The organism is Endozoicomonas sp. G2_2 (assembly GCF_017744135.1).
Lineage (GTDB): Bacteria > Pseudomonadota > Gammaproteobacteria > Nevskiales > Salinisphaeraceae > Salinisphaera.
On the sequence record NZ_JAGHQU010000003.1, the window covers coordinates 173,148 to 187,943 of the forward strand.

A 14,796-nucleotide genomic window follows, 5' to 3' on the forward strand; every position below is an offset into this window, starting at 1 on the left:
GGTAGTCGCCGTGTCCAAATCAAAATTCGAGCGTAACAAGCCGCACGTAAACGTCGGCACGATTGGTCACGTGGACCATGGCAAGACCACGTTGACGGCGGCGCTGACGGTGGTGTCGAACCGCCTGTTCGGCAGCCAGCTGTCGGCGTTTGACATGATCGACAAGGCGCCGGAAGAAAAGGCTCGTGGCATCACGATTTCGACCTCGCACGTCGAATACGAAAGTGAGGCGCGCCACTACGCCCACGTCGACTGCCCCGGTCACGCCGACTACGTCAAGAACATGATCACCGGTGCCGCCCAGATGGACGGCGCGATCCTGGTCGTGTCCGCTGCCGACGGCCCCATGCCCCAGACCCGTGAGCACATCCTGCTCTCGCGTCAGGTCGGCGTGCCGCATATCGTCGTGTTCCTCAACAAGGCCGACATGGTCGACGACGAAGAGCTGCTCGAGCTCGTCGAAATGGAAGTGCGCGAACTGCTCGACGCCTACGACTTCCCAGGTGACGACACCCCGGTCGTGGTCGGCAGTGCCCTCAAGGCGCTCGACGGCGACGAAGGCGAGCACGGCATCGAAGCCATCGCCAAGCTCGTGCGCGCCATGGACGACTTCATTCCCGAGCCCGAGCGCGCCGTCGACGGCACGTTCCTCATGCCGGTCGAAGACGTCTTCTCGATTTCAGGTCGCGGCACCGTCGCCACCGGTCGTGTCGAGCGCGGCATCGTCAACGTTGGCGACGACATCGAAATCGTCGGCATCACCGCCACCGCCAAGACCACCGTCACCGGCGTCGAAATGTTCCGCCGCCTTCTCGACCAGGGGCAGGCGGGCGACAACGTCGGCGTACTGCTGCGTGGCACCAAGCGTGAAGACATCCAGCGTGGTCAGGTGCTGGCCAAGCCGGGTTCGATTACCCCGCACACCAAGTTCGAGTGCGAAGTCTACGTGCTGAAGAAAGAAGAAGGCGGTCGTCACACCCCGTTCTTCAAGGGCTACCGCCCGCAGTTCTACTTCCGCACCACGGACGTCACCGGCGCCTGTGAGCTGCCGGCCGACACCGAGATGGTGATGCCGGGCGACAACGTCACGATGAACGTGGAACTGATCCATCCGATCGCGATGGAAGAAGGCCTGCGCTTCGCCATTCGTGAAGGCGGCCGCACCGTGGGTGCCGGCGTCGTGACCAAGATTACGGAATAACCATGGCCGCAAGTCAGAACATTCGTATTCGTCTCAAGGCCTTCGATCATCGTCTGATCGACAAGTCGGCGCGCGAAATCGTGGAAACCGCCAAGCGCACGGGTGCGCAGGTGCATGGCCCGATTCCGCTGCCGACGCGCAAGGAGCGTTACACGATCCTGATCTCGCCGCATGTCAACAAGGACGCGCGGGACCAGTACGAGATCCGCACCCACAAGCGGATGATGGATATCGTCGAGCCCACGGAGAAGACCGTGGATGCGCTCATGAAGCTGGATCTTGCTGCGGGCGTCGACGTCCAAATTAAATTGCAGTAAGGCAAGACAAATCGGTCGCAGTCTGGTATAGTCCGCGACCCTGGCGAACAAGGCCCGCACCACGCGGGCCTTGTTCACTGGATGCAACCAAACTTGAACTGTCGCCCCCTCTAGCGAGTGGCGATAAGCGAGAAGGTATTTAACACATGGCTATTGGATTGGTAGGTCGCAAGCGCGGCATGTCTCGCGTTTTCGACGACAACGGCGTGTCCGTTCCGGTAACGGTCGTCGAAGTCGAGCCCAACCGTGTCGTTCAGATGAAGGATACGGATACGGAAGGCTATCGCGCCGTACAGGTCACGACGGGTTCGCGTCGTGCCAGTCGCGTGACGAAGGCCAGCGCCGGCCATTTCAAGAAGGCTGGCGTCGAAGCCGGTCGCGGGCTCTGGGAGTTCCGCGTCGAAGGCGAGTGGCCGACCGTTCCGGGTGCTGCGCCGCAGCCCACCGAGGAAGGCGAGGAGCCGGCCGAGGCGGAGCAGGTCGAGTTGGCCGTTGGCGGTGAGTTGACGGTGTCGCTGTTCTCGGAAGGTCAGATCGTCGACGTGGTCGGTCGGTCGATCGGTAAGGGTTACGGCGGTGTGATCAAGCGTCACAACTTCCGCTCGCAGCGCATGTCGCACGGCAACTCGAAAGCCCACCGTGCGCCGGGCGCGATTGGTCAGAACCAGTCGCCGGGCCATGTGTTTAAGGGTAAGAAGATGGCGGGCCAGCTCGGCAACGCGCGCACCACGGTTCAGAACCTGCGTGTCGTGCGTGTCGATGCCGAACGCAACCTCATCCTGATCCAGGGCGGTGTTCCGGGTGCCAAGGGCGGTGACGTGGTCATCAGTCCGGCAGTCAAGAAAGCCGGTTAAGCGCGACTCTCACGACAGGCATAAGTCATGGAACTGAATTTGGCAACAGGCGGCAAATCGGTCTCGGTCTCTGACGAGATCTTCGCGCGCCCGTTCAACAAGGATCTGGTGCATCAGATCGTGACCGCATACCTGGCGGGTTCGCGCGCTGGCACCAAGGCACAAAAGAATCGTGCGGCCGTGCGCGGTGGCGGCAAGAAGCCGTGGCGCCAGAAGGGGACGGGTCGTGCGCGTGCCGGCACCATTCGCAGCCCGATCTGGGCTGGCGGCGGCGTGACTTTTGCGGCAGTCCCGCGGGATTACTCGCAGAAGGTCAACCGCAAGATGTATCGCGCAGGGATGCGCGCCATCGTGTCCGAGCTGCTTCGGCAGGATCGGTTGGTCGTGATCGAGGCGCCCGCGCTCGAAGCGCGGAGCACCAAGGCGCTGATCAAGGCGCTTGACGACCAGAATTGCGCGCCGCGCGGGCTGATGGTTGTTGGCGAAGTCGACGACAAGCTTGGTTACTCCGCGAACAACATCGTCGGCCTCGACGTGGTGGGTGTCTCCGCGCTTGACCCGGTGGTGCTGGTGGGTGCCGAGAAGGTGCTGATCACGGAAGAGGCGCTTCGCGCCCTTGAAGGTTGGTTGCAATGAACCAGGAACGCATTTTTCAGATCTTGCGCGCGCCGCACATTTCCGAGAAGAGCAGTGTCGTCGGCGACGCGAACAACCAGGTCGTGTTCGAAGTCGCCAAGACTGCGAGCAAGCCGGAAATCGCGGCTGCGGTAGCGTCGCTCTTCGACGTGAAGGTCGAGGGCGTGACCACGATCAACGTGAAGCCGAAGCTGAAGCGGTTCCGTGGTCGTCCGGGTATGCGCAGCGGCTGGAAGAAGGCCTACGTCACGCTGGCCGACGGCGAGGAAATCGATTTCCTCGACGGCGCCACTCAGTAAGCGCTGCGATAAGCGTCAGACAGGTAAGGAATTATGGCACTCAAGAAAGCCAAGCCGACATCCGCGGGTCGTCGCTTTGTCGTGAGCGTCAAGGACCACGCCTTGCACAACGGCAAGCCCGAGTCCTCGCTCGTCGTCAAGAAGCACAAGCAGGGTGGTCGCAACAATAACGGTCGCATCACGGTCCGTCATCGTGGTGGCGGTCATCGTCAGCACTATCGTCTTGTCGATTTCAAGCGCGACAAGGACGGCGTGCCGGCGAAGGTCGAGCGGCTCGAATACGACCCGAATCGCAGTGCGAATATCGCGTTGCTGTGCTACTTGGACGGCGAGCGGCGTTACATCATTGCGCCCCGCGGGGTGGCGATCGGTGCTCAGATCGTGTCCGGTCCGCAGTCGCCGATTCGTCCCGGGAATGCGTTGCCGCTGGCGAGCATCCCTGTCGGCACGACGGTGCATTGTGTCGAGATGCGTCCCGGCAAGGGCGCGCAGCTCGGCCGCAGCGCGGGTGCTGCGATCCAGGTTGCGGCTCGCGCCGGCGAGTACGCGGTACTTCGCCTGAAGTCCGGCGAGACGCGTCGCGTGCATATCAACTGCCGCGCGACGGTCGGCGAAGTCGGCAATTACGAGCACAGCCTCCGTCAGCTGGGCAAGGCCGGTGCCAAGCGGTGGCGCGGGCGTCGCCCGACGGTTCGTGGTGTGGCCATGAACCCGGTGGATCATCCGCACGGCGGTGGTGAAGGTCGCACCAGTGGTGGTCGGCATCCGACCAGTCCCTGGGGCTGGAAGACGAAGGGTTTCAAGACGCGTGCAAACAAGCGCACCGACGGCATGATTGTTCGTCGCAGCGCCAAGCGCAAGAAGCGGTAAGCCGCGTTCTATACAGGCACAGGAATAGCTATGCCCCGTTCAATCAAGAAAGGCCCGTTCGTGGATTTGCACTTGGCCGCCAAGGTCGAGGCCGCCGCGGGCAGTAGCACCAAGCGTCCGATCAAGACCTGGTCGCGTCGCTCGATGGTGACGCCGGACATGATCGGTCTGACCATTGCCGTGCATAACGGCCGTCAGCATGTGCCGGTGTTCGTGTCGGAGAACATGGTCGGCCATAAGCTCGGCGAATTCTCCCCGACGCGGACGTTCAAGGGTCACCTTGGCGATCGCAAGGGTTAAGGCGAGGACTTATCACTATGGAATCGTTCGCCAAACTGCGTTTCGCGCGGATTTCGCCGCAGAAGGCCCGCCTCGTTGCCGACGAAGTGCGTGGCATGCCGGTCGAGCGCGCGCTCGAAACGCTGCAGTTTTCGACCAAGAAGGCCGCGCAGATCGTGCGCAAGGTGCTCGAGTCGGCTGTCGCCAACGCCGAGCACAATGAAGGCGCCGACATCGACGAGCTCAAGGTCTCGGTGATCATGGTGGACGAGGGTCCGACCATGAAGCGCATGAAGCCGCGTGCACGAGGTCGTGCCGACCGGATTTTCAAGCGTACGAGTCACCTGACGATTCGTGTCGCAGACAAGTAATCGGACATAGATATGGGTCATAAAGTACATCCTGTCGGTTTCCGCCTGGGCATCACCTCCGAGTGGAGCTCGCGCTGGTATGCCGAAAACGCCGGCTATCGCGATGCACTGAACACGGATCTCGAGATTCGTGACTTCATCCGCGAGAAGCTGTCGCACGCGTCGGTAAGCCGTATCCAGATCGATCGGCCGGCCCGCTCGGCGCGCATCACGATCCACACGGCGCGCCCCGGTATCGTGATCGGGAAGAAGGGCGAGGATATCGACAAACTGCGTGCGGAAGTCTCCGAGCGTATGGGCGTGCCGGTTCACCTGTCGGTGGAAGAGATTCGTCGGCCGGAACTGGACGCACTGCTCGTGGCCCAGAATATCGCGCAGCAGCTCGAGCGTCGGATCATGTTCCGTCGTGCGATGAAGCGCGCGGTGGGCAACGCGATGCGTCTCGGTGCCGGCGGTATCCGTGTGAACGTGGCGGGCCGTCTGAACGGCGCCGAAATCGCACGTACCGAGTGGTATCGCGATGGGCGAGTGCCGCTGCATACGCTGCGCGCCGACATCGATTATGGCCTCGCTGAAGCCAAGACCACTTATGGCGTCATCGGCGTCAAGGTCTGGATCTTCAAGGGCGAGGTGTTCGACACCGATCCCAAGATCGAAGAGAAGCCCGCCGAATCCGGCGCGGCCGCGGGGTAATCAACCATGTTGCAACCGAAACGAGTCAAGTTCCGCAAGGTTCAGAAGGGTCGCAACCGTGGCCTGGCGCAGCGCGGTAACGAGGTGAGCTTTGGCGAGTACGGGCTGAAGGCCGTACAGCGTGGCCGGCTCACTGCCCGCCAGATCGAGGCGGCGCGTCGTGCCATGACCCGTCATATCAAGCGTGGCGGCAAGACGTGGATCCGCGTGTTCCCGGACAAGCCGGTAACGAAAAAGCCGATTGAAGTCCGCATGGGTAAGGGCAAGGGCAACGTCGAATTCTGGGTGGCCAAGGTGCAGCCCGGTTCCATGCTCTACGAGATGGAAGGCGTTAGCCGTGAAGTCGCCCAGGAAGCGTTCCGTCTGGCGGCGTCCAAGCTGCCGGTGAAGACGGCCTTTGTCGAACGCAAGATTCTGTAGAGGCGAAGATGAAAGCGAAAGAATTGCGCGAGAAGTCGGCCGAAGACCTGAACAAGGAACTGCTGTCGCTGCGGCGTGAACAGTTCAACCTGCGCATGCAGCAGGCGACCGGTCAGCTGGCGCAGACGCATCAGTTTGGCGCCATCCGCCGCGATATCGCGCGCATCAAGACCGTGCTGCGCGAAGCGGGCAAATAGGAACAGTTGAGCCATGAGCGAAACGAGCGAAACGAACAACACTGCCGCCGATCAGGAAAAGCGTCAGCGCATTCTGGCCGGCAAGGTCGTCAGCAATGCGATGGACAAGACCATCGTCGTGCTGATCGAGCGGCGCATGCAGCACCCGCTGTATGGCAAATACGTTCGTCGGAGCACGCGTCTGAAGGCGCACGATCCGGAGAACACCTGCCAGGTGGGTGATTTCGTGGAAATCGCAGAGGGTCGCCCGGTGTCCCGCCGCAAGGCGTGGTCGCTGCGGCGCGTGGTCGAGAAGGCCGGCGAATTCGATACCGCAGGATAAACGACAGCCATGATCCAGACAGAATCGGTACTCAATGCGGCCGATAACAGCGGCGCCCGCCGCGTCCAGTGCATCAAGGTGCTGGGCGGGTCGCATCGCCGTTACGCTCGTGTTGGCGACATCATCAAGGTCAGCGTCAAGGATGCGATCCCGCGCGGGCGCGTGAAAAAGGGCGAGGTCATGAATGCCGTCGTCGTTCGCACGCGCCACGGGGTTCGTCGCAACGACGGTTCGCTGATCCGTTTCGACAACAATGCGGCCGTGCTGCTGAACGCGAACAACGAGCCCGTTGGTACGCGTATCTTCGGCCCGGTCACGCGCGAGCTGCGTGAGAAGTTCATGCGCATCATCTCGCTTGCGCCGGAGGTTCTATGAGCTCCAGGAAGATTCGTAGCGGCGACGAGATCGTCGTGATCTCGGGCAAGGACCGGGGTCGTCGCGGCACGGTCAATCGCGTGCTCGGCGAAAAGGTCGTTGTTGACGGCATCAATGTCGCGAAAAAGCATGTTCGCCCGGACCCGAATCAGGGTATCCAGGGTGGCATCGAGGAACGCGAAATGCCGCTGCACATCTCGAACGTGATGCTGTACAACCCGGACACCCAGAAGGGTGAGCGGGTCGGTTTCAAGTGGTTGGGCGAAGGTGCGGACCGCCGTAAGGTGCGTATCTACAAGTCGTCTGGCGAAGTGGTCGACGCGTAGGCAATCGTCATGGAAAACGCCATGGAAAATATGAGTAAACATCCGGCACGCTTGAAATCGGTGTACGCCGATCAGATCGTCCCGCAGCTCATGGAGCAGTTCGGTTACAGCAGCCCGATGGCGGCGCCGCGCGTAACCAAGATCACGCTCAACATGGGTGTCGGTGAAGCCGTGTCCGATCGCAAGGTGATCGAGGCGGCCATGGGCGACATGGCCAAGATCGCTGGTCAGAAGCCGGTCATGACCCGCGCTCGCAAGTCGGTCGCCGGCTTCAAGATTCGCGAAGGCTGGCCGATTGGCTGCAAGGTCACGCTGCGCCGCACCCAGATGTACGAATTTCTCGATCGGCTCGTGAACGTGTCGCTGCCGCGTATCCGCGATTTCCGCGGGCTTAACCCGCGCGCGTTCGATGGCCGCGGCAACTACAGCATGGGTATTCGCGAACAGATCGTGTTTCCCGAGATCGACTACGACCGCGTGGACACGCTGCGCGGCATGGACATCGTGATCTCGACATCCGCACGGAACGATGAAGAGGGGCGCGCGCTGCTGGACGGGTTCAATTTCCCGTTCCGCAAGTAAGCGACCCGGAGACTAAAGAACTATGGCAAAGAAAAGCATGATCGCCCGCGATCGCAAGCGCGCGAAGCTGGTGGAGAAGTACGCCGCCAAGCGCGCCGCGATCAAGGATCGTATCAACGACCCGGAGGCGACGCCGGAAGAGCGGTTCGCCGCCGCGCAGGAACTGCAGGCGCTGCCGCGCGATGCGAGCCCGACTCGGGTCACGCGTCGCTGCCAAGCCACCGGCCGTCCGCGTGGTGTTTATCGCAAGTTCGGGCTCTCGCGCAACAAGCTGCGGGAAGCAGCCATGCGTGGCGAGGTGCCCGGCCTCGTCATGTCCTCCTGGTAGGCCACAGAAAAGGTATCGGTACGCATGAGTATGACTGACCCCATTGCCGACATGTTGACCCGTATCCGTAACGGGCAGTCGGCAGAGAAGGAAAGCGTCGAAATGCCCTCGTCCAAGCTGAAGCTGGCTATCGCCAAGGTGCTTCAGGACGAAGGCTATATTGCCGGATTCGAAACGAGTGACCTGGACGGCAAGCCGCGTCTGCGCGTGGAGCTGAAGTATTTCCAGGGACACGGTGTCATTGAGAACATCGAGCGCGTGTCGAAGCCCGGCCTCCGGATCTATCGCAGCAGCAAGGACGTGCCGACGGTTGTCGGTGGCCTTGGGATCTCGATTGTATCCACGTCGCAGGGCGTGATGACCGATCGCGCAGCGCGCGAAGCGGGTCACGGCGGCGAGATTCTCTGCTACGTGTCGTAGACGCGTCGAGCAACGTACAGGAAGTTCGAATATGTCCAGAGTAGCTAAGGCGCCCGTCAGCCTGCCGAGCGGCGTTGAATGCAACGTCGCCGAGCGCGATGTGCGCGTCAAGGGCAAGAACGGCGAGCTGTCTTTTCGTCTGCCGGCGGGTGTGGATCTCGAAGTCGCCGACGGCGAGGCCCGTGCAAAGGCGACCGGTCGCAAACTCAACCTGGCGATGGCCGGCACTGTCCGTGCGACGGTGGCGAACATGGTCAAGGGCGTGAGCGAAGGCTTCGAGCGCAAGCTCGAGCTGGTCGGCGTCGGTTATCGCGCGCAGGCGCAGGGCGATACCCTGAACCTGTCGCTCGGACTGTCGCATCCAGTGGCATACAAGATGCCGCAGGGTGTCACCGTGCAGACGCCGAGCAACACGGAGATCATTCTCAACGGGGCCGACAAGCAGGTTGTCGGGCAGGCTGCGGCAGAAATCCGCAACTTCCGTCCGCCGGAGCCCTACAAGGGCAAGGGCATCCGCTACGCCGATGAGCGTGTGGTTCGCAAGGACGCGAAGAAGAAGTAAATACCGGCTCGCTTCATCAACGGCCTCCAACAGATTCAGTACGCCATGCACAAGAAAACGATTTCGCGACTGCGCCGGGCACGCCGGGGACGCATGCACATGCGGAACCTGGGCGCGCATCGCCTGTCCGTTCACCGGACGCCGCAGCATATCTACGCCCAGATCGTCGCGCCCGACGGGTCGCAGACCATCGCCTGCGCGTCGACGGTCGAAAAGAGCCTCCGCGAGGAGTGTGGCAAGACGGGCAACTGCGATGCAGCGCGCCTGATCGGCCGCACCATCGCGGACCGGGCCAAGGCCGCCGGTATCGAGTCGGTCGCGTTCGATCGCGCCGGCTTCGCGTACCACGGTCGTATCAAGGCGCTTGCCGACGCGGCGCGTGAAAACGGCCTGCAGTTCTAACAGGATCCTCAAGATGGCAACACGTAACGAACAACGCACAGAAGGCGATCTGCTCGAGAAGCTGATCACGGTCAATCGCGTGGCCAAGGTGGTCAAGGGTGGCCGGCAGTTCGGCTTTACCGCGCTGACCGTCGTAGGCGACGGCGAGGGCCGCGTCGGCTTTGGTTATGGCAAGGCGCGCGAAGTCCCGCTGGCGATCGCCAAGGCGATGGAAGCGGCGCGCAAGAGCATGATCCGCGTTCAGATCAAGGAAGGCTCCACGCTGCAGCACGCGATCGTTGGTCGCCACGGCGCGACGAAGGTCATCATGCGGCCGGCCTCTGAAGGTACCGGCGTGATCGCCGGCGGCGGCATGCGTGCCGTGTTCGAGGTGGCTGGCGTGAGCAACGTCCTCGCCAAGAGCTACGGCTCGCGTAACCCCATCAACCTGGTGCGTGCCACCATCAATGGCCTGCGCGAGATGCATGATCCGGAATTCATCGCCGCCAAGCGTGGCAAGACGGTTGAAGAAATCACCGCTTAACGGGAGCGCGCGATGGCCAGCAAGCAGATCACGATCAAACTAATCAAGAGCCCGGCGGGGCGGCTCCAGCGGCACCGCGCCTGCGTGCGTGGCCTGGGCCTGCGCCGGATGCACCATACGGTTTCCGTGGCAGATACGCCGGAAAACCGCGGCATGATCAACAAGATTGTCGACATGCTCGCGATCGAGGAGTCCTAGGATGAAACTCAACGATCTCCAGCCAAGTGAGGGCGCGCGCCAGTTGCGCAAGCGCGTTGGTCGTGGTCCGGGGTCCGACCTCGGTAAGACCGCGGGCCGCGGTCACAAGGGCCAGAAGTCCCGCACCGGCGGTTACACGAAGGTCGGCTTCGAGGGCGGTCAGATGCCGCTTCAGCGTCGGGTGCCCAAGCGCGGGTTTCGTAGTGCGGTGAACGCGCCCGCTGAAGTACGCCTGGACGGTCTCAATCGTCTCGAAGGCGACGTGGATCTGGCGGCTCTGAAGGCGGCCGGCCTGGTAGCGCGCGACGCGCGTCGGGCCAAGGTCATCGCTTCAGGCGAAGTGTCGAAAGCGGTGAACCTGAAAGGCATCGGCGCCACCGCGGGTGCGGTCAAGGCGATCGAAGCAGCCGGCGGCAGCGTTTCCGAATAGACCATGGCGAAGCGGCCCAACAACGCAGGCGGCGGCGGTGGGATGATGCCCAACGCCGGTAGTCTCACGGAAGTGCGTCAGCGCCTGCTGTTCTTGGTAGGCGCTTTGATCGTTTTCCGCATCGGGACTTTCATTCCGGTGCCGGGCATCGACCCCGCCCAGCTGGCACGTCTGTTCGAGCAGCAGTCCGGAACGATCCTCGACGTCGGTGTGATGTTCACCGGTGGTGCGCTCAAGCGCCTGTCGATCTTTGCGCTGGGCGTGATGCCCTATATTTCCGCGTCGATCATCATGCAGTTGATGACCGCGACGGTGCCGACGCTCAAGGAACTCAAGAAAGAGGGCGAAGCGGGCCGGCGCAAGATCACGCAGTACACGCGATACGGTACGGTCGCGCTGGCTTCCTTCCAGTCGATTGGCACCGGCATCGCGCTTTGGAATCAGGGCATCGCGCAAAGCGGGACGAGCGAGTTCAGCTTCATCTTCACGACCGCCGTGTGTCTGACCACGGGCGCGCTCTTTTTGATGTGGCTGGGCGAGCAGGTCACGGAGCGGGGTATCGGTAACGGTATCTCCATGCTGATCTTCGCCGCGATCGTTGCCGGGTTGCCGTCCGCGATTGGTGGGACGCTTGACCTGGTGCGCACGGGCGAACTGAGCGTGTTCTTCGTGATCGCGCTGTTTGTCGGTGCAATGGCGGTGCTCGCGTTCGTGGTTTTCGTCGAGCGCGCGCAGCGGCGCATTCCCGTGCATCATGCGCAGCGTCAGCGCGGGCGCAAGATGTATGCGGCGCAGACACAGCATCTGCCGCTGAAGCTGAATATGGCGGGCGTGATTCCGCCGATCTTCGCGTCGAGCATCATTCTGTTTCCGGCAACCATCGTCCGGTTCCTCGGTGAAGGCGGAACGATTGCGAACTGGGTGTCGAACGCGATTGCACCGGGACAGCCGCTCTATGTGCTGTTCTATTCGCTGATGATCATCTTCTTCTGCTTCTTCTATACCGCGCTCGTGTTCGATTCGCGGGATACGGCAGAAAATCTGAAGAAGTCCGGCGCGTTCATCCCGGGTGTACGGCCCGGTATCCAGACCGCGAACTACATCGACACGGTGTTGACGCGGTTGACGGTGGCCGGCGCGATCTACGTGACCGCGGTCTGTCTGCTGCCCGAGCTGTTGATCCTGCAGTACAACGTGCCGTTCTATTTCGGCGGCACCTCGCTGCTGATCATCGTGGTCGTGGTCATGGATTTCATGGCTCAGTTGCAGGCGCATCTGATGTCGCATCAGTACGAAGGGCTGATGAAGAAGAACAACCTCAAGTCGCAGGGTCGCGGCGCCGGGATGCTGCGCTAACACGGCCACGACAGGGTTGGACACGGATACAAACGGATACACCTCCGGCCGCGTAACGGCCGGCGTGATGTCAGAGGTAGGACATGAAAGTTAGAGCTTCGGTCAAGAAAATTTGCCGCAACTGCAAGGTCATCCGTCGCAACGGCGCCGTGATGGTCATTTGCTCGACGGACCCGCGCCACAAGCAGCGCCAGGGTTAGTCGGTACGTCTTGTAATTACTGAACAGAAAGGCTATATTGGCGGGCTTTTCCACGGTTGAAAACGCGTCTGGCGAGATCCAGGCGGCAACCACTGCCCCATAGCTGGGAGATCAATCGAATGGCGCGAATCGCTGGAGTCAACCTCCCGATCAACAAGCACGCGGTCGTGGCGTTGACGTCACTTTATGGCGTTGGTTTCACGCGGGCGCGCGAGATCTGCGCCGCCGCAGACGTTGCGACGGATACCAAGATCAAGGATCTCACCGAAGGCGAGGTCGAAGCCCTGCGCGCGCAGGTGCAGCAGTACACGATCGAGGGCGATCTGCGTCGTGAGATCTCGATGAACATCAAGCGTCTGATGGATCTGGGCTGCTATCGCGGCCTGCGTCATCGTCGCGGTCTGCCGGTGCGTGGTCAGCGCACCAAAACCAATTCGCGCACGCGCAAGGGTCCTCGTCGGCCCATCCGCCGCTAGTTCGTTCTCGCACGAGAGTACAGGTAACGCTTTATGGCGACAGGCACTTCTTCTTCTTCGACCCGTACGCGCAAGGCGCGCGCACGCCGCAACGTCACGGACGGCATCGCGTTCGTGTATGCGACGTTCAACAATACGATCATCACCATCTCCGATCGTCAAGGCAACGTTCTGGCGTGGTGCACGTCGGGCAGCTGTGGCTTCAAGGGTTCGCGCAAGAGCACGCCCTTTGCGGCGCAGGTTGCCGCCGAGCGTGCCGGTGAAGGTGCGAATCAGTACGGCGTCAAGAATCTGGAAGTTCGCGTGAAGGGCCCCGGGCCGGGTCGCGAGGCCGCGGTGCGCTCGCTCAATGGCGCCGGCTTCAAGGTCACGAGCATCATCGATGTGACCCCGATTCCGCACAACGGCTGTCGTCCGCCCAAGAAGCGCCGCGTTTAACGCGCCGGGCGTACCGCTTTAGCGAACAGGTAAAGATAATGGCTAAATATACGGGACCGAAATGCAAGCTTTCGCGCCGGGCAGGTACCGACCTGTTCCTTAAGGGGCGCGGCCGCTCGCTGGAAGGCAAGTGCAAGATCGACACGCCGCCGGGTGCGCAGGGTGCGCAACGCCGTCAGCGCTTGTCGGACTATGCCCTGCAGCTGCGTGAGAAGCAGAAGCTGCGGCATATGTACGGCGTGCTGGAGAACCAGTTCCGCAACTATTACAAGAAGGCGGCGCAGAACAAGGGCGCGACCGGCGTGTTGCTGCTGCAGCAGCTGGAGTCCCGGCTGGACAACGTGGTGTACCGCATGGGCTTTGCGTCCACCCGCGCCGAGGCGCGTCAGCTGGTAAACCACAAGGCCGTTGCCGTTAACGACTATCCGGTCAACATTCCGTCTTACGAGGTGAAGGTCGGCGATACGGTGGCGATCCGCAATCGCGCCAAGCACCAGCCTCGCATTCTGGAGTCGCTCCAGGTCGCCTCGCAGTTGGGTATCAGCGAGTGGCTCGAGGTGGACGAGAAAGGCCTCAAGGGCACGTTCAAGGCGGTCCCGGATCGCGATCAGGTGCTGCCGGACATCAACGAGAATCTGGTAGTCGAGCTTTACTCGAAGTAATTGGCGCTGTCTTAGACGGCAAGAGGTATTTGCATTATGCAGTCCAGTGAATTGCTGAAACCGCGCCTGGTCGAGGTGGAGCGCGCCAATGAGCGTCGCGCCAAGATCGCGCTGGAGCCGCTCGAGCGCGGCTACGGGCATACGCTCGGAAACGCGATTCGGCGGATTCTGCTGTCCTCCATTCCGGGGGCGGCGATCACCGAGGCGAAGATCGACGGTGTGCTTCACGAGTACACCACTGTCGAGGGCATGCAGGAAGATGTCATCGACGTGCTGCTTAACCTCAAGAACGTGGCGGTGCGTATGCATTCGCGTGACGAGGCCGAACTGCATCTGCACAAGAGCGGCGAAGGCCCCGTCACGGCAGGCGATATCACCACGGATCACGATGTCGAAATCGTGAACCCGGATCTGGTCATCGCGCATCTCACGAGCGGTGAGCTGCGGATGAGCATGAAGGTCGAACGCGGCCGTGGTTACCAGCCCGCGCAGAGCAAGGCCGAGCCGGGCGAAGAAGATACCGGTGCCAGCGAAATCGGTGCACTGCGTCTGGACGCGAGCTTCAGCCCGATTCGTCGCGTGAGCTACGCCGTTGAGCGTGCGCGTGTCGAACAGCGCACCGACCTCGACAAGCTCGTGCTCGACATCGAGACGAACGGCAGCGTCGAGCCGGAAGACGCGGTGCGTACCGCGGCGGCCACGCTGTACGACCAGCTGTCGGTTTTCGTGGATCTGGAAGCCCGCGAGGAATCCAGTCGCAAGGGCGAAACCGGCAAGGTCGACCCGACGCTGCTCAAGCCGATCGAGGATCTCGAACTGACGGTACGGTCGACCAACTGCCTGAAGGCCGAGGACATCCACTATGTGGGCGACCTGGTGCAGCGTACGGAAACCGAACTGATGCGCACGCCGAACCTCGGTAAGAAATCGCTGACCGAGATCAGCGAAGTGCTCGCAGAACACGGACTCAAGCTCGGCATGTCGGTCGAGAACTGGCCGCCGGCAGAACTCGAAAAAGCCTAGCTGACAGCAGCGCTTTTTTGCAGTCGTAGACTAAGG

General features: G+C 62.0%; 28 protein-coding genes. All 28 read left to right on the plus strand.

The window, feature by feature from the left end:
• The first annotated feature begins 10 nt into the window (after nt 1–10).
• The 28 genes from tuf to rpoA all read left to right on the plus strand — a co-directional run bounded on the left by tuf (nt 11) and on the right by rpoA (nt 14,760).
• A complete protein-coding gene (gene tuf / locus J7355_RS04855) occupies nt 11–1,201 on the plus strand; it encodes an elongation factor Tu (protein WP_209060414.1) in 1,191 nt (396 codons plus the stop codon).
• Between the two features lie 2 nt (nt 1,202–1,203).
• Nucleotides 1,204–1,518, plus strand: coding sequence for a 30S ribosomal protein S10 (gene rpsJ / locus J7355_RS04860; RefSeq protein ID WP_006913628.1), 315 nt, complete (start codon nt 1,204–1,206; stop codon nt 1,516–1,518).
• Between the two features lie 146 nt (nt 1,519–1,664).
• A complete protein-coding gene (gene rplC, locus J7355_RS04865; RefSeq protein ID WP_209060429.1) occupies nt 1,665–2,372 on the plus strand; it encodes a 50S ribosomal protein L3 in 708 nt (235 codons plus the stop codon).
• Nucleotides 2,373–2,399: 27 nt separating this feature from the next.
• Nucleotides 2,400–3,008, plus strand: coding sequence for a 50S ribosomal protein L4 (rplD, locus tag J7355_RS04870; protein ID WP_209060432.1), 609 nt, complete (start codon nt 2,400–2,402; stop codon nt 3,006–3,008).
• Nucleotides 3,005–3,307, plus strand: coding sequence for a 50S ribosomal protein L23 (gene rplW / locus J7355_RS04875; protein WP_209060433.1), 303 nt, complete (start codon nt 3,005–3,007; stop codon nt 3,305–3,307). Before rplD ends, rplW begins: the two co-directional genes overlap by 4 nt.
• 33 nt (nt 3,308–3,340) lie before the next feature.
• Nucleotides 3,341–4,177, plus strand: a complete 837-nt coding sequence (gene rplB, locus J7355_RS04880) for a 50S ribosomal protein L2 (protein WP_209060435.1) — start codon at nt 3,341–3,343, stop codon at nt 4,175–4,177.
• Nucleotides 4,178–4,207: 30 nt separating this feature from the next.
• Nucleotides 4,208–4,477 (plus strand): 30S ribosomal protein S19, encoded by a 270-nt coding sequence (rpsS, locus tag J7355_RS04885; RefSeq protein WP_209060437.1) that lies wholly within the window; start codon nt 4,208–4,210, stop codon nt 4,475–4,477.
• Nucleotides 4,478–4,494: 17 nt separating this feature from the next.
• A complete protein-coding gene (gene rplV / locus J7355_RS04890) occupies nt 4,495–4,827 on the plus strand; it encodes a 50S ribosomal protein L22 (RefSeq protein ID WP_209060439.1) in 333 nt (110 codons plus the stop codon).
• Between the two features lie 12 nt (nt 4,828–4,839).
• On the plus strand, nt 4,840–5,520 hold the full coding sequence (gene rpsC / locus J7355_RS04895) for a 30S ribosomal protein S3 (protein ID WP_209060441.1): 681 nt from the start codon (nt 4,840–4,842) through the stop codon (nt 5,518–5,520).
• A 6-nt stretch (nt 5,521–5,526) separates the two neighbouring features.
• Entirely contained in the window at nt 5,527–5,940 is a 414-nt protein-coding gene (rplP, locus tag J7355_RS04900; RefSeq protein WP_209060443.1) for a 50S ribosomal protein L16, read from the plus strand.
• 8 nt (nt 5,941–5,948) lie between these two features.
• The gene (gene rpmC / locus J7355_RS04905; RefSeq protein ID WP_209060446.1) at nt 5,949–6,137 is read left to right on the plus strand and encodes a 50S ribosomal protein L29; all 189 of its coding nucleotides are present in this window, start codon (nt 5,949–5,951) and stop codon (nt 6,135–6,137) included.
• Between the two features lie 13 nt (nt 6,138–6,150).
• The gene (rpsQ, locus tag J7355_RS04910) at nt 6,151–6,459 is read left to right on the plus strand and encodes a 30S ribosomal protein S17 (protein ID WP_209060448.1); all 309 of its coding nucleotides are present in this window, start codon (nt 6,151–6,153) and stop codon (nt 6,457–6,459) included.
• 9 nt (nt 6,460–6,468) lie between these two features.
• Complete coding sequence (gene rplN / locus J7355_RS04915) at nt 6,469–6,834, plus strand: 50S ribosomal protein L14 (protein ID WP_209060451.1); 366 nt, start codon at nt 6,469–6,471, stop codon at nt 6,832–6,834.
• Nucleotides 6,831–7,160, plus strand: a complete 330-nt coding sequence (gene rplX, locus J7355_RS04920; RefSeq protein WP_209060452.1) for a 50S ribosomal protein L24 — start codon at nt 6,831–6,833, stop codon at nt 7,158–7,160. Before rplN ends, rplX begins: the two co-directional genes overlap by 4 nt.
• Nucleotides 7,161–7,190: 30 nt before the next feature.
• Nucleotides 7,191–7,742: a 50S ribosomal protein L5 gene (gene rplE / locus J7355_RS04925; protein WP_209060775.1), complete on the plus strand. Its 552-nt coding sequence runs from the start codon at nt 7,191–7,193 to the stop codon at nt 7,740–7,742.
• A 22-nt stretch (nt 7,743–7,764) separates the two neighbouring features.
• Nucleotides 7,765–8,070: a 30S ribosomal protein S14 gene (gene rpsN, locus J7355_RS04930; protein ID WP_209060454.1), complete on the plus strand. Its 306-nt coding sequence runs from the start codon at nt 7,765–7,767 to the stop codon at nt 8,068–8,070.
• 24 nt (nt 8,071–8,094) lie between these two features.
• Nucleotides 8,095–8,490 carry a 30S ribosomal protein S8 gene (gene rpsH / locus J7355_RS04935; RefSeq protein ID WP_209060456.1) on the plus strand — a complete coding sequence of 132 codons (396 nt, stop codon included), beginning with the start codon at nt 8,095–8,097 and terminating at the stop codon, nt 8,488–8,490.
• Nucleotides 8,491–8,521: 31 nt separating this feature from the next.
• Entirely contained in the window at nt 8,522–9,052 is a 531-nt protein-coding gene (gene rplF / locus J7355_RS04940) for a 50S ribosomal protein L6 (RefSeq protein WP_209060458.1), read from the plus strand.
• A gap of 45 nt (nt 9,053–9,097) precedes the next feature.
• Nucleotides 9,098–9,454: a 50S ribosomal protein L18 gene (gene rplR, locus J7355_RS04945; protein ID WP_209060459.1), complete on the plus strand. Its 357-nt coding sequence runs from the start codon at nt 9,098–9,100 to the stop codon at nt 9,452–9,454.
• 13 nt (nt 9,455–9,467) lie between these two features.
• Nucleotides 9,468–9,977 carry a 30S ribosomal protein S5 gene (rpsE, locus tag J7355_RS04950; protein WP_209060467.1) on the plus strand — a complete coding sequence of 170 codons (510 nt, stop codon included), beginning with the start codon at nt 9,468–9,470 and terminating at the stop codon, nt 9,975–9,977.
• Between the two features lie 12 nt (nt 9,978–9,989).
• The gene (gene rpmD / locus J7355_RS04955) at nt 9,990–10,175 is read left to right on the plus strand and encodes a 50S ribosomal protein L30 (RefSeq protein WP_209060468.1); all 186 of its coding nucleotides are present in this window, start codon (nt 9,990–9,992) and stop codon (nt 10,173–10,175) included.
• Between the two features lies 1 nt (nt 10,176).
• Complete coding sequence (gene rplO / locus J7355_RS04960) at nt 10,177–10,605, plus strand: 50S ribosomal protein L15 (RefSeq protein ID WP_209060469.1); 429 nt, start codon at nt 10,177–10,179, stop codon at nt 10,603–10,605.
• A 42-nt stretch (nt 10,606–10,647) separates the two neighbouring features.
• The gene (secY, locus tag J7355_RS04965) at nt 10,648–11,961 is read left to right on the plus strand and encodes a preprotein translocase subunit SecY (protein ID WP_209060776.1); all 1,314 of its coding nucleotides are present in this window, start codon (nt 10,648–10,650) and stop codon (nt 11,959–11,961) included.
• Between the two features lie 83 nt (nt 11,962–12,044).
• Nucleotides 12,045–12,161: a 50S ribosomal protein L36 gene (gene rpmJ, locus J7355_RS04970; protein WP_006913650.1), complete on the plus strand. Its 117-nt coding sequence runs from the start codon at nt 12,045–12,047 to the stop codon at nt 12,159–12,161.
• 119 nt (nt 12,162–12,280) lie between these two features.
• Nucleotides 12,281–12,637: a 30S ribosomal protein S13 gene (gene rpsM, locus J7355_RS04975; protein WP_209060779.1), complete on the plus strand. Its 357-nt coding sequence runs from the start codon at nt 12,281–12,283 to the stop codon at nt 12,635–12,637.
• 33 nt (nt 12,638–12,670) lie between these two features.
• On the plus strand, nt 12,671–13,075 hold the full coding sequence (rpsK, locus tag J7355_RS04980) for a 30S ribosomal protein S11 (protein ID WP_209060471.1): 405 nt from the start codon (nt 12,671–12,673) through the stop codon (nt 13,073–13,075).
• 38 nt (nt 13,076–13,113) lie between these two features.
• Nucleotides 13,114–13,737: a 30S ribosomal protein S4 gene (gene rpsD, locus J7355_RS04985; protein WP_209060473.1), complete on the plus strand. Its 624-nt coding sequence runs from the start codon at nt 13,114–13,116 to the stop codon at nt 13,735–13,737.
• Nucleotides 13,738–13,773: 36 nt separating this feature from the next.
• Nucleotides 13,774–14,760 (plus strand): DNA-directed RNA polymerase subunit alpha, encoded by a 987-nt coding sequence (gene rpoA / locus J7355_RS04990; RefSeq protein ID WP_209060474.1) that lies wholly within the window; start codon nt 13,774–13,776, stop codon nt 14,758–14,760.
• Nucleotides 14,761–14,796 lie beyond the last annotated feature (36 nt).